The sequence below is a fragment of the Mucilaginibacter sp. P4_D1 genome (genome assembly GCF_056401935.1).
On sequence record NZ_JBFUIJ010000002.1, the window covers coordinates 245688 to 258529 of the forward strand.

9 protein-coding genes are annotated in these 12842 nt (G+C 42.5%); 2 read left to right on the forward strand and 7 right to left on the reverse strand.

What is annotated here, in order from left to right; translation table 11 throughout:
- Window position 1: 1 nt before the first annotated feature.
- Window positions 2-3439 (reverse strand): TonB-dependent receptor, encoded by a 3438-nt coding sequence (locus AC1DV1_RS02905; RefSeq protein WP_477354976.1) that lies wholly within the window; start codon window positions 3437-3439, stop codon window positions 2-4.
- A 263-nt stretch (window positions 3440-3702) separates the two neighbouring features.
- Window positions 3703-4764: a FecR family protein gene (locus tag AC1DV1_RS02910; protein ID WP_477354979.1), complete on the reverse strand. Its 1062-nt coding sequence runs from the start codon at window positions 4762-4764 to the stop codon at window positions 3703-3705.
- A gap of 245 nt (window positions 4765-5009) precedes the next feature.
- On the opposite strand from AC1DV1_RS02910, the gene AC1DV1_RS02915 reads away from it, so the two are divergent.
- On the forward strand, window positions 5010-5576 hold the full coding sequence (locus AC1DV1_RS02915; protein WP_477354982.1) for an RNA polymerase sigma-70 factor: 567 nt from the start codon (window positions 5010-5012) through the stop codon (window positions 5574-5576).
- On the opposite strand, the gene AC1DV1_RS02920 is transcribed toward AC1DV1_RS02915, so the two are convergent.
- From AC1DV1_RS02920 to AC1DV1_RS02940, 5 genes are all read right to left on the reverse strand, one after another.
- A complete protein-coding gene (locus tag AC1DV1_RS02920) occupies window positions 5573-5827 on the reverse strand; it encodes a Txe/YoeB family addiction module toxin (RefSeq protein ID WP_477354985.1) in 255 nt (84 codons plus the stop codon). The genes AC1DV1_RS02915 and AC1DV1_RS02920 overlap by 4 nt on opposite strands.
- Entirely contained in the window at window positions 5824-6078 is a 255-nt protein-coding gene (locus tag AC1DV1_RS02925; protein ID WP_477354988.1) for a type II toxin-antitoxin system Phd/YefM family antitoxin, read from the reverse strand. Before AC1DV1_RS02925 ends, AC1DV1_RS02920 begins: the two co-directional genes overlap by 4 nt.
- Window positions 6079-6193: 115 nt before the next feature.
- On the reverse strand, window positions 6194-6925 hold the full coding sequence (locus AC1DV1_RS02930) for a phosphodiester glycosidase family protein (RefSeq protein ID WP_477354991.1): 732 nt from the start codon (window positions 6923-6925) through the stop codon (window positions 6194-6196).
- Window positions 6926-6965: 40 nt separating this feature from the next.
- Window positions 6966-9812, reverse strand: coding sequence for an excinuclease ABC subunit UvrA (gene uvrA / locus AC1DV1_RS02935; protein WP_477354994.1), 2847 nt, complete (start codon window positions 9810-9812; stop codon window positions 6966-6968).
- Between the two features lie 415 nt (window positions 9813-10227).
- Entirely contained in the window at window positions 10228-11010 is a 783-nt protein-coding gene (locus tag AC1DV1_RS02940; RefSeq protein ID WP_477354997.1) for a lytic transglycosylase domain-containing protein, read from the reverse strand.
- Between the two features lie 230 nt (window positions 11011-11240).
- Here AC1DV1_RS02940 and AC1DV1_RS02945 point away from each other — a divergent pair, with 230 nt between their 5' ends.
- Window positions 11241-12770, forward strand: coding sequence for a pseudouridine synthase (locus AC1DV1_RS02945; protein WP_477355000.1), 1530 nt, complete (start codon window positions 11241-11243; stop codon window positions 12768-12770).
- Window positions 12771-12842: the final 72 nt, after the last annotated feature.

The following is a 12842-nucleotide window of genomic DNA, read 5'->3' on the forward strand; positions in this document are numbered from 1 at the left end:
TTTATAATGAAAAATTTACTCCGAATAAAAATGTACGTGGACTGGCGTAGCTGCCTTCATCAATACCAAAATCTTTGGTGTTGCCGCTCAATTCCGGGTCGATGCCGCTATAACCGGTTAATGTGAATAGGTTGGTGGCCGATACATAGATCCTTAATTTTTGAACGCCTGCCTTTTTCAGGCCGGGAATTTTAAAGGTGTAGCCAATTTGCGCGTTGCGCATCCTCACGTAGGTACCGTTTTCAACAAAATAGGAGTTTGGCGTTGCGCCGCTACTGGTTGATGCATCCAGCTCCTGTATAGGCGCTTTTGCATTTTGATGCGTGGGCGTCCAGGAATCATTAAGCGCGGTATAGCTTTTGGCCGTTCCAAACGAGGCGTAAAAGTCTCGCCAGTATTTAACGCTGTTCCATAACTTATTGCCAAATGAGCCGTAAAGGAATACACTGGCATCAAAGTTTTTATAATTTACACTCAGGTTTAAACCGGTTGTAAATTTAGGGTTAGGGTTACCGATGAATGTACGATCGGCATCGGTAATTATACCATCACCATTAACATCTTTATATTTAAACCGGCCAACTTTGGTATCCGATTGATAAACAGCATTTGGGTCGCCGCTTATTTTTTGAGCGCTGGCATCGGCGGCATCAATTTGCGCCTGGGTGTTCCAAAAACCATCCACCTGGTAGCCATAAAATTCGCCTAATGAATGGCCTACTGCGCTCCTGGTTATCGGGCCATCAAAGCGGCTGGTGGCATCGCCCGGGAAATAATCCCTATCATCAGATACCTTTAATATTTTGTTATTATAGGTGGTTAAGGTTCCTGTGGCACTAAAGTTTAGCTCCTTATTTACGTTTAAATTGGTTGTTACAGATATATCTAACCCGTCTGTTTTCATTTTACCTACGTTTTGTGCAGGCACATTACCATTACCGGCAGTACCCAATTGCTTGGCTGCATATAAAAGATCTTTAATGTCTTTACGGTAGTAATCGGCGGTTATAGCTACTTTTCCGTTAAGGATGGTAGCATCAAAACCAAAGTTGGAGTTGATATCCTTTTCCCACAATGCGTTGGGGTTGGCTATCTGGTCCTGGTAAAAACCTGGCAACAAAGCTGCATTACCATCTAAAGGATAGTATGACTGACCTATATTGGTGTTAAAAGTAGTAAAGGCGTCTTTGGCCCCCATATTAATCTGGTTACCCATAATACCCCATCCGCCTCTCACTTTCAAGTCGGTAAGCCATTTTACTTCTTTCAAAAAGCTTTCCTGGGAAATACGCCAGCCGGCACTAAAAGCTGGAAAGTAGCCATAACGCTGGGTTACCGGAAATTTAGACGAACCATCACGGCGAATGGTAGCATTAAACAGGTATTTGTTATCAAAAATATAATCAAGGCGGGCAAACTCCGAGAAAAGCGAGGTAGCACTTTTGCCGCTGTAAATATTTTTGTTGTTGGTCCCTGTAGAAAGGTTAACGTAATCTGGGTCGAAGTTATAAAAGCCCTGTATGCTGCCCCCCTGCCCGCTATTGTAAGTTTCAACAGATTCGGTACCTACTACCACATTAAGGCTATGCTTTCCGAATTGTTTTTGATAGGTAAGGGTGTTTGTCCAGTTGTAGGTATAATTACTGTATGAATCTTCGCCATAACTGTTGGTTTGCGAATTTTCGACATTTTCATAGGTTGGGTAGTTAAAGTAATGGTCGTTACCGTTGGTAATGTCGCCACCAAAACTGGTGCGCAGGGTTAGCCCCTTAACTATGTCTGCTTCGGCAAACATATTACCTAACAGGCGGTAATCTGTAGCGCCGCTTACTTTTGAACGTTGCTGTATGGCCACCGGGTTGTTAGCATCGCCCAAGCCGGTGCCGTAACTGCCGGCGTAGTTACCTTTAATATCATATACCGGAATAATTGGCTGCTCCCGTAAGGCCATGGCAATAACACCATCAGGATTGTTTGTACTTACTTTAGGGTTTTTAGTAATAGAGTAGGCCAGGTTTTCGCCTACCCGGATATGCTTGGTAATATTAAATGTAGTGTTTGAGCGTAAGGTGTACCGTTTTAAATAAGTGTCAATCAATGTTCCCTGCTGATTAAAATAATTAAGCGAGAAAAGGTAGTTCGCCTGGTCGCTGCTGCCGCTTAGGGTTATGTTATGGCTGGTTATAGGTGCTGATTTAAATAGTTCGTGATACCAATCGGTGCCTGCTTTATTTGCCCTTGTTATGCGGTAAAAGTTATTATAGTCATCCGGCGAAGTATACAACGGATTAACATAATATTTCGAGGGATTTACCGCAGCGCTTCCCTCTTTTGCACCGGCAGGAGTAATATAATCAGGTAATGTAAATTTTGAATTTGCGCCTGTTGGATTGTAAAGCGGGTCGGTAAAATCTGTTATTCCCGAATTTTTTTCGGCCATTAGCTGAAGGTCGGCCGTTTGCTGCGGATTTAAGGTATGCCAAACATTACCCCCTTTAGGTACCTGCGAGCCATAATAAGCATCATACTGAATGCTCACTTTGCCCTTGCCCCTTTTGGTGGTAATGATGATAACCCCGTTTGCAGCTCTGGCACCATATATTGAAGCTGAGCTTGCATCCTTTAATACCTGTAACGATTCAACGTCATTTGGGTTAAGTGTGCTTACATCATAAGTTTCCATCCCATCAACCACGTACAATGGGGTGTTATCGCCAAACGTGTTAAAACCCCTGATGTGTACCTGGGGCTCTTCGCCCGGCTGACCCGATCCCGTTACTGTAACCCCCGATGCCTGCCCCTGTAACTGGCTGTTTACCGATGATGAAGCCTGTTTATTCAAATCCTTAACATTAACTACTGCTACGGCACCGGTAAGGTCTTTTTTCTTTTGAGTGGTATAACCAACCACTACAACCTCATTCAAGGCTTTTGATTCTTCAACAAGCTTTACGTTTACCAATGTTTGGCCGCCAATGGGCACTTCCTGTGGTGTAAAGCCTAAAAAGTTAAACAGTAGCGTACCTGTACCATCGGGCAATGTAAGGCTGTATTTTCCGTCGATGTTGGTTACTGTTCCTAATGTGCTCCCTTTAAGTTTTATGCTAACTCCGGGTAGCGGCAGCCCGGCAGCATCTGTAACGGTACCGGTAACCGTAACGGTTGCTATAGTTTTGCCATCGGCCGGTTTAATAATAATGATGTTGTCAACCACCTGGAAGGTAAGCTGTTGGTTTTTAAGCACATCTTTCATTACCGTTTCAATACTGGCGTTTTGCAGTTCAACATTAATTTTTTTATCAATGTTAACCTGGTCAAGGCGGTAAAAAACCGTGTATTTGCTGCTTTTTTCAATCTGCTTAAACATCTGTTTAACAGATATATTGTTTACATTAAAGTTGTAAACGTTTTGCGAAAAAACAGCTGCGTGTATTTGCATTATTCCCGTCAAGAGTAAAACAGTTACAAGCTTCATAATTTTAATCGTTTTTTGCCACGCACGCGCAGCCATTACAGATTTTCTGTCAAAATTTATCATAAATTTGTTTGTTAATCAGTTAATACGATGCTTCCCCAAGCGTAGGGTATTAGCTATTGATTTTATTGAAGCCCGGAGTGTTAGCGCACACCGGGTTTTTTATTTTGAAAGAGAGAGCGTTAGTTTATCTCCATAGGTTATTTTGTTTTTAAAGGGTTAACAGATTAGTTTTTATTGTTTTTTGTGATGTTTATTGTATTGCCGGCAATAGAATAGTTAATGGCTGTATTGCCTTTTATCAGTTCCAAAACCTTATCTATACTGGCTATGCTTTTGAAACTGCCAGAATAGCGAATGTTTTGCAGTTCGGCATCGTCCATAATAATTTTTACATTGTACCTGCGTTCCAGCACTTTAGATATCTCGTCGAGCGTATTACCATCAAATACCAGCAAATCATCCTTCCACCCATCGTAGCGGTCCATTTTTGCCGAATCAACCTGCGATACCTGTATCTCGTTTAGATTTTTCAATTCTTTATCATCCTGCTTTACCGCGTATTTTTCGGCACTGGGATAATATATCCTGAGCACCTGGTGCGGCTTAACATAGATGCGGTTCATCTCGCGGGTGTTGTTATCTATGTTACCCTCAACCGCTACCTCGCCTTTTACCACCGTGGTTTCAAAAAAAGAGTCGTTAGCATAAGCTTTCAGGTTGAATTTTGTGCCGATATCCCTGATGGTATAATTTTTAGTGTTAACCAAAAACGGGATAGTTTTGCTACCGGGAGCAATGTCGAAAAAAGCCTCGCCTTCCAGGTAAACAGTCCGGTTTGTTTTATTAAAATCAGTGTTGTATTTAAGCTTACTGCCTGCATTTAGCCAAACGATGGTACCATCGCTTAAAACTATTTTTTTTATGCCCCCATTATTAACAGATACCTGCCTTGTACTCTGCACATTTTTTGAATAATGGCTTATGAGCACAGCTGTTAGCAGGCCAAAGAGGGCCACAACTGCAGCTACTTTGCTCCATAAAACAAGCACCCTGTATTTTGGTTCATGCGGAATGGTTGCCGCCGAAAATTTGGCGAATGCTTTCTCCTCATTAATAACGTCGGGCTTCAGGTATAGCATATTTTGCCATGTTTCATATAACTGGGCAAAATACTGTTCATTCTCGGGGTGCGCATTAACCCATTCTTTCACCTGCTCCACCTCTTTTTCATCGGCTTCGCGGGTTATATATTTTACCAGTAACAGTTTTATTTCTTCGTTGTCCATTCGTGTTCTTATTAGCAAGACAACTGAGAAACCCCGTACCCTCAAACGGAATTAAAATATTTCTTTATTAAATTCGGACAAAGACAAAATTTCACCGTGCTAATTGCGAATTATGCCCACAATGCAAAATATTCGCGAGTGCATTTGCCAATATTTCCATATTAAATTTGATGCTTTCAAAATTTAATCGTTAACTTGTTAAAGTTTTTTAAAAAGTAATTCTTTTTTACCTACCCTATGAATAAATGATTACCTCAAAAGCCAACACATCAATAACAAAACTCATGCAGGGCGACGCCGGCGCGTTTGAAGTTTTATTTAAACTTCATTATACCCGCCTTACGCTTTTCGCCAATCGTTTTGTGAATGATTTGCCGGTGGCCGAGGAGATAGTTGCCGAAATATTTACTGACTTGTGGGAGAAAGGCCATGAAGTTACCTTTTCAACATCGGTAAGCTCATACCTTTATAAAATGGCGCAAAACCGTAGCCTTAATTATTTGAAGCACCAAAAAATAGAAAACCTTTACGTTGATTACCTGCAAAAAAACAACCTGCTTGACGAAGTACGCAGCGCCGTTGAAAACGGGTACGAAGAAAAAGAACTGGCCTGCCAGATAAAAGCAGCTATAAACACCCTTCCAGAAAAATGCCGCGAAATTTTTGTGTTGAGCCGTTTTAGCGATATGAAGTATAAGGAAATTGCCAGCGAGCTCAACATTTCGCCTAAAACGGTTGAACGCCAGGTGAGCATTGCGTTAGAGAAGTTAAGGCAAACCCTGAAGCATGTGAGTTATTTGTTGATGTTTTAGTAGTGATAGCGGCATTGATGTATATGAATTGATCCGTTGCCAATTTTGTATACCAGACGATGTTCTAAATTTATCCGGCGAGATCTCAAACCTGCTAAGTTATGCTTCAACGGCTCTGGTTTGCCAGAACCTTCAAATGGAGCTCTTTCTATTTCTTTTACTAAAGCATTTATCTTTCCGAAAATAGATTTATCGGTAGCCTGCCAGTATAAATAGTCCTCCCAGGCTTGATCGGAAAAAACAATCCTCACTCTTCAATCAGTTTTCTTTCGGTACCTAAACCATTTTCCAAATCCCCGATACTTTTCATCAGCCGGGCAGAATTTGCCGGACTCTTAAGCAAGTAAAATGTTTCTTCCATGCTTTCATAATCAGCTTTGGAAATAACTACAACATCCTCTGCATTCGTACTTGTAACCACTAAGGGTTTATGATCATTACGAACTTTATCCAGATAAAATTTCAGTTGCCGCCTAAATGTTGTATATGTGGTAACTTCCATTTGTTAAATTTTAAATAAAGATATAAAACAAAACACGCATGTACAACAAATTGTACATGCGTGTTTGAAAACCTGACATTACCTTAATCTCCCGGTTTGGTCTGCCTGTAAAACATTATTTAGATTCGGTTACCCCAACCATCACCCCAAAGTTCCCGTCCGTTTGCACCCAATTCTTTTCGGGTAAATAAGCCCGGGAAACAAAACCATCAAGATACAAGGCATTTTTACAGCCCATATTTTTAAAGTAAGCTGCAAAATCATAAAAGTTTACGGGCACTTTAGATATTACGAAAACAACTTCGCCGGTGGGTAAAATGCCAACGCCATTCCTGATATTCAGGTTTGTTGACTCTGCTTTAAATGATGGATGAATTTGACCGCCTATCACCAGCATCGGCCCTGATTGGGTGGCGTATTTGATATCACCACTATCTTTAAACAAGGCTGTGTTGCAAACGACCGCGGTATTGGTTATCGTAAGATAGAAAACGCCGTTAGGCTTCAGGTAAAAATTGCCATTACCAGATGACGTATCTAATGGCGATAATGTCTTTTTATTTTCGATGTACAGCCCTTGCGGCGATCCATCCTGTTTGTACATCCCCGCGTTCATGGCAAATACCAACTTACGCTTATTACTTTCAAGCCAAAGCTTCAGGTTTTGGATACTGCCGAAATTCGAATTTCTATCGTCCTTCCAATAAAGTTTCAGTTCGTGTTTTTTCGGGTTTACCTGGTAACTAAGAAAACGGTCTTCATCCTGATGTGTCCATGCAAAAGCCAGTGCTGCCACCGCAAAAAGCAGGACAAATACTGTGGATAGAAAGCCCCTGCTCTTTTTCATTTCAATCGGCATTAGTTTCTATCCACAATATATCGATATTTTATTTGATGCCCATTTCCTTTTTCAAAAACTGGCCGGTAAAGCTTTCTTTCACTTTACATAATCCTTCGGGTGTACCGCTAAAAAGAATTTTACCGCCACCAGAACCCCCTTCGGGACCAAGGTCTATCACATGGTCAACCACTTTAATTACATCCAGGTTATGCTCAATTACCAAAACCGTATTGCCTTTATCAACCAGTTGATAAAGCACGCCTAACAGCACGTTAATATCTTCAAAATGCAAACCGGTAGTAGGCTCATCTAAAATGTAAAAGGTATTACCTGTATCTTTTTTAGATAGCTCGGTAGCCAGTTTAACACGTTGCGCCTCGCCACCCGATAGTGTAGTTGATGCCTGCCCTAAAGTAATGTAACCTAAACCAACATCATTTAAGGTTTTTACCTTGCGGTATATAGATGGGATATGCTCAAAAAATGGCGTAGCATCTTCAATGCTCATATCCAGCACGTCGCTGATAGATTTGCCGCGGTAGCGCACCTCCAGCGTTTCGCGGTTATACCGGCGGCCACCACATTCTTCGCATGGCACTTGCACATCAGGTAAAAAGTTCATCTCGATAACTTTCATGCCAGCGCCCTGGCAGGTTTCGCAGCGGCCTCCTTTTACGTTGAATGAGAAACGGCCGGGCTTGTATCCCCTGATCCTTGACTCGGGCAGTGCAACATACAGGTTACGGATATCTGAAAACACGCCGGTATAAGTAGCCGGGTTTGATCGCGGTGTACGGCCGATGGGCGTTTGATCTATCTCGATCACTTTATCGATGTTCTCCAAACCCTCAATTTTTTCATATGGCAGCGGATGCTTTTTGGCCCTGAAAAAATGATGGTTTAATATAGGATATAACGTTTCGGTAATTAAGCTTGATTTACCGCTGCCGGATACCCCTGTAACACCAATTAATTTACCTAACGGAAAATCAACAGAAACCTTTTTTAAATTATGGCCGGTTGCCTTTTTAAGGCTTAGTGTTTTTCCGTTGCCGTCCCTCCGTTTCTCGGGTATAGCGATAGAACGCTCGCCGTTGATATACGATGTAGTGAGCGTATGTTCTTTCATCAGCTGTGCAGGTGTTCCCTGCGCAACAATCTGCCCGCCGTGTACGCCGGCTGCCGGGCCCATGTCAATAACATGGTCGGCTTCCAGTATCATATCTTTATCGTGCTCTACCACCAAAACCGTATTACCCAGGTCGCGCAGGTTTTTAAGGGCGTTTATCAGCCGCTCATTATCGCGTTGGTGCAGGCCGATGCTCGGCTCATCCAAAATGTACATGACGTTCATCAACTGCGAGCCTATCTGTGTAGCCAAACGGATCCGCTGCGCCTCGCCCCCCGAAAGGGTTTTGGCCGTTCTATCAAGCGTTAAATAACTCAACCCCACATCCAGCAGGAACACGATACGTGCGCGGATCTCTTTCAGGATCTCTTTGGCAATAACATTCTGGCGTTCGCTCAACCTGCCTTCCAGGCCGTTAAACCATTCCTGCAGGTGATTGATATCCATGCAGGCCAGCTCAAATATATTTTTGTTATCTACCTTAAAATGCAGCGATTCTTTTTTCAGCCTTGCGCCATCACAAACCGGGCAGGTTTTAAGTACACGATAGTTTTCCATATCGTCCATACCCTCATCGTTTCGGCGCTCCTGCTGCTCTTCCAGCATACGCACAATACCATCAAAAGTGATGGTATAACTTTGAACATTCCATTTATTGTACTCAACAGAAACACTGATAGTATCTGGCGCTCCGTTAAGGATAATATCTAAATGATCGCGGCTTAACTTTTCTATCGGTGTAGTTAATGAAAACTCATACTTTTTAGCCAGCGCCTTCAGCACCTGGAAAATCCAGGTTTCCCGGTACTCCCCTATCGGTGCCAGGCCGCCATTCATGATAGTCAACTTAGGATTAGGGATAACCGATGCTTCATCAACCTCAAAAATATACCCCAAGCCATTACATTTTTCGCAGGCCCCGTAAGGAGAATTGAACGAGAATGTATTGGGCTGTGGTTCATCGTACGAGATACCCGAAACCGGATCCATCAAATACTTACTATAATAAGCTACGTTACCATCCTTATCACCCACGCGAATAATGCCTTTGGCAATTTTTAGCGCCGTTTGTACTGAGGTGTATAAACGCTTACTGTCTTTTTCGGTTACCACCAGCCTGTCAACCACAATATCAATATCATGTATCTTGTATCTGTCTACCTGCATTTTTGGCTCCACATCGGCCATGGCGCCATCAATCCATACTTTAAGGTAGCCTTGTTTACGGATAGATTCAAAAAGCTCGCGGTAATGGCCCTTGCGGGCTTTTACAACGGGGGCCAGGATGTTCACGGGCTGACCGTCGAATTTTTCGGTAATGGTTTTCAGGATCTGATCCTCGCTCATGCGCTCCATTTTCTCGCCGGTTGTGTAAGAATAGGCATCCCCCGTACGGGCGAAAAGCAAACGCATAAAATCGTAAATCTCGGTAATGGTACCAACTGTTGATCGTGGATTTTTGCTGGTTGTTTTTTGCTCAATAGCAATAACCGGGCTTAAGCCCGACACTTTATCCACATCCGGCCGCTCCATACCGCCCATAAACTGGCGCGAGTAGGCCGAAAATGTTTCCATATATCGGCGCTGCCCCTCGGCATAAATGGTATCAAATGCTAATGATGATTTGCCGCTGCCACTTAAGCCGGTAATTACCACCAGCTGGTTGCGCGGAAAAGAAACATCAATATTTTTTAAATTATGTACCCTGGCCCCGTAAACTTCAACTTCGCTTTGTTCGCCCAGGTCGATGGTTTTTTCAATCATATGTATTTTTAAAAATAATACAGTTTAGCCGGTTTAAAAAGGCCGGCCAACTATACTAATATTTTTCGCAAATATATGTAAAAAGCTGATGCTTTATAAGATATGCAACGGCCCGAAACGTTATTTGACTTAAAAATAACAGCCCTAATGTAACCGCTGTTTTTTTAACTTGTTTTAATAGAGAGCTTAAGGCAGAAAGCCTAAAACAGAAGGCTCAATGATCAATTTACCATGATATTGAGCAAGTACATTGTTGAATAGCAAGACATAAAAAAAGCCGGCCTTCCATCCAGGAAGATCGGCTTTCAAGTGCTCCGTAAAATTTTAATTAGTGAATTAGTGAAAAGAAATAATTCATTAATTCATTAATTCATTAATTCATTAATTCATTAATTCATTAATTCATTAATTGATATCAATTAAAGGCTAACAGTTGTGTTGTAGGTGGGATAACAATGTAATCCTTATACCCAAACTTTTTAGGCTGTTCGATAATTGCTTTCATCGCAATAAGCTTGTAGATGTATGAACCGGTTTCGCGGTTCAGGCTCATGCGAAAATAATTATCCTCGTTTTGCTTATTAATGGCGCGTTCCATTTTAATGGAGCCATTGTTATAAGCTGCTGCAGCCAGCGTCCAGCTGTTAAACTCGGCGTATAGTTCTTTGATATACTTGCAGGCAGCGATTGTCGATTTGCGCACATTTTGACGCTCATCAACACCATGGCCAACCTTTAAGCCATAAGTACGCGCGGTACCCGCCATAAACTGCCATAAACCAGACGCCCCTTTTGATGAAGTGCCGCCTTTAAGGCCCGATTCAACCAACGGGATGTATTTAAAATCATCCGGAATACCGTAAAACTTTAAAATTGGCTCAATAATAGGGAACAGCACTTCGGCCTTGCGGTGCAGCAAGGTTGACTGAACACTTTTAAAAGAATGTTGGCTAAGCGATTTGTTGAGTTTTTTGGTAACCCTGGCATCGTTAACAGGTAAAGCTTCGTCGGCAAAATTATAGGCAGCCGTAGTGCTTTTAATAAAAATAAATTTCGAGGTCCGATGGCTTAATTTGGCCGGTTTTGCAACCGTTTCGGCAATTGTTGTGCCGTAGATATTAAGCTTTGAAATGAGGGCCAGCACCAGGATTACGGAGCACGTAAGTAAGTGTTTTTTAATCATTTCTTTTTTTATCATTAACTATACATTAGGTAAAATGTGCTGCAAAGGTATGTCATACAAATCACATAATCAAATACTTAGGATTTTGCCAACTTTTTTAGCATGGGTTTTCGGTTCAAAAACCGTGTTTAAAACCGTTTAAACCGTGATTTTGTTTGCCGACATTTTTTTATTTTTTTTGATTAAACTGTGCCAAAAAAGCGTAACTTTGACCCTCACGCTGCGAAAGCGCTAAACAAAAAAATATGGTATTTAAGAGACCAACAGGTAGTCGCGATGACAGGCCAGGAAAATCAACTGGCAGGAGCTCAAGAGGCGACGACAAGCCAAAAAGACCGGCAACCGCAAAAGGTAAAGCCACTCCGGACGGAGAAAAGAAAAAATTATCCAGACCGGATAAACCATTCCAAAGCAACAGGTTCAGTGACGATAAGCCCAAAAGCAATTTTAGGGACAGCGCATCATCTGGCGACAAAAAATCGTCGGGCAGGTCAAAGCCATATTCCGGCAGACCATCTGCAGGTGACGACAAACCCAAAAGCAACTTTAGAGACGGTGCATCATCTGGCGACAAAAAAAGTTTTTCGCCCCGCAGCAAGCCTTACTCCGGCAGGCCAACAGGTGGCGATTTTGAAGACAGGCCAAAAAGAAGCTTCGGCGCAGGCTCATCAGCAAGCGGCGAAAGAAAACCCTACTCAGGCCGTCCAACTTCGGGCGAAGGTGAAGAAAGACCAAAAAGAAACTTTGGCGGCAGCGGTGCCGGCGAAAAGAAACCATACTCTTCTCCACGCACCCGTACATCAAATACCGATTTTGGCGATAAGCCCAAAAGAAGTTTTGGCGCAGGCACAGAAAGATCAACAGATAAAAAATTTGGAGAAAGACCCGAAGGCGGATTTAAGAAACGCGAAGGCAGTTTTTCAAAAGATAAACCGGCTTACAATGCCGACAAGCCACAACGTAAGCCTACTTACGATAAGATTACCAAAGATACCAGCGCGCCCGAAAGGACGATGCGTGGCCGTAAAAAACCAGCCGAAACCAAAACTAAGGATGATGGCCTTATCCGCCTTAACCGTTATATATCAAATGCAGGCATCTGTTCTCGCCGTAAGGCCGACGAACTGATCATTGCCGGTGTGGTATCGGTAAATGGTGTAGTAGTTGACGAATTAGGCGCCAAAATTGATCCCCGTAAGGATGAGATCAAATATAACGGCGAAACCCTGCGCCGCGAAAAAATGGTTTATGTATTATTAAATAAACCAAAGGATTACATTACTACTACCGAAGACCCACAAGAACGCCGTACTGTAATGCACCTGGTTGAAAAAGCAACCAAAGAGCGCATTTATCCAATTGGCCGTTTAGACAGGAACACCACCGGGTTATTATTAATGACCAACGATGGCGACCTTGCCGATAAATTATCGCACCCACGCAGCAACATCAGTAAACTATACCAGGTTGAATTAAGTAAGGCTTTATCACAAGGCGATCTGAACAAGATAACTTATGGTATTGAGCTGGAAGATGGTTTAATTAAACCCGATTCGGTATCGTACGTTGCCGGTGCATCAAAAAGAGAAGTGGGCATCCAGATTCACAGTGGTAAAAACCGTGTAGTACGCCGTATTTTTGAAAGCCTTGGTTATGAAGTTGTGAAGCTTGATAGGGTGGTTTACGCCAACCTCACCAAAAAAGACCTTCCCCGCGGTCGTTACCGCCATTTGGAAGAAAGCGAGATCATCCAGCTTAAACACCTGATAAAATAATTATAAAACGCCCCGCTAAACATCGGGGCGTTTTTTTTGTCTATTTTGTTAACTTGCGCTCCATAATCAATT

What these genes read in the sequence shown, in the direction of transcription:
- AC1DV1_RS02905 (WP_477354976.1), bottom strand. Translation starts at nt 3,439, where the DNA reads ATGCAAATACACGCAGCTGTTTTTTCGCAAAACGTTTACAACTTTAAT.
- AC1DV1_RS02910 (WP_477354979.1), bottom strand. Translation starts at nt 4,764, where the DNA reads ATGGACAACGAAGAAATAAAACTGTTACTGGTAAAATATATAACCCGC.
- AC1DV1_RS02915 (WP_477354982.1), top strand. Translation starts at nt 5,010, where the DNA reads ATGATTACCTCAAAAGCCAACACATCAATAACAAAACTCATGCAGGGC.
- AC1DV1_RS02925 (WP_477354988.1), bottom strand. Translation starts at nt 6,078, where the DNA reads ATGGAAGTTACCACATATACAACATTTAGGCGGCAACTGAAATTTTAT.
- AC1DV1_RS02930 (WP_477354991.1), bottom strand. Translation starts at nt 6,925, where the DNA reads ATGAAAAAGAGCAGGGGCTTTCTATCCACAGTATTTGTCCTGCTTTTT.
- uvrA (WP_477354994.1), bottom strand. Translation starts at nt 9,812, where the DNA reads ATGATTGAAAAAACCATCGACCTGGGCGAACAAAGCGAAGTTGAAGTT.
- AC1DV1_RS02940 (WP_477354997.1), bottom strand. Translation starts at nt 11,010, where the DNA reads ATGATAAAAAAAGAAATGATTAAAAAACACTTACTTACGTGCTCCGTA.
- AC1DV1_RS02945 (WP_477355000.1), top strand. Translation starts at nt 11,241, where the DNA reads ATGGTATTTAAGAGACCAACAGGTAGTCGCGATGACAGGCCAGGAAAA.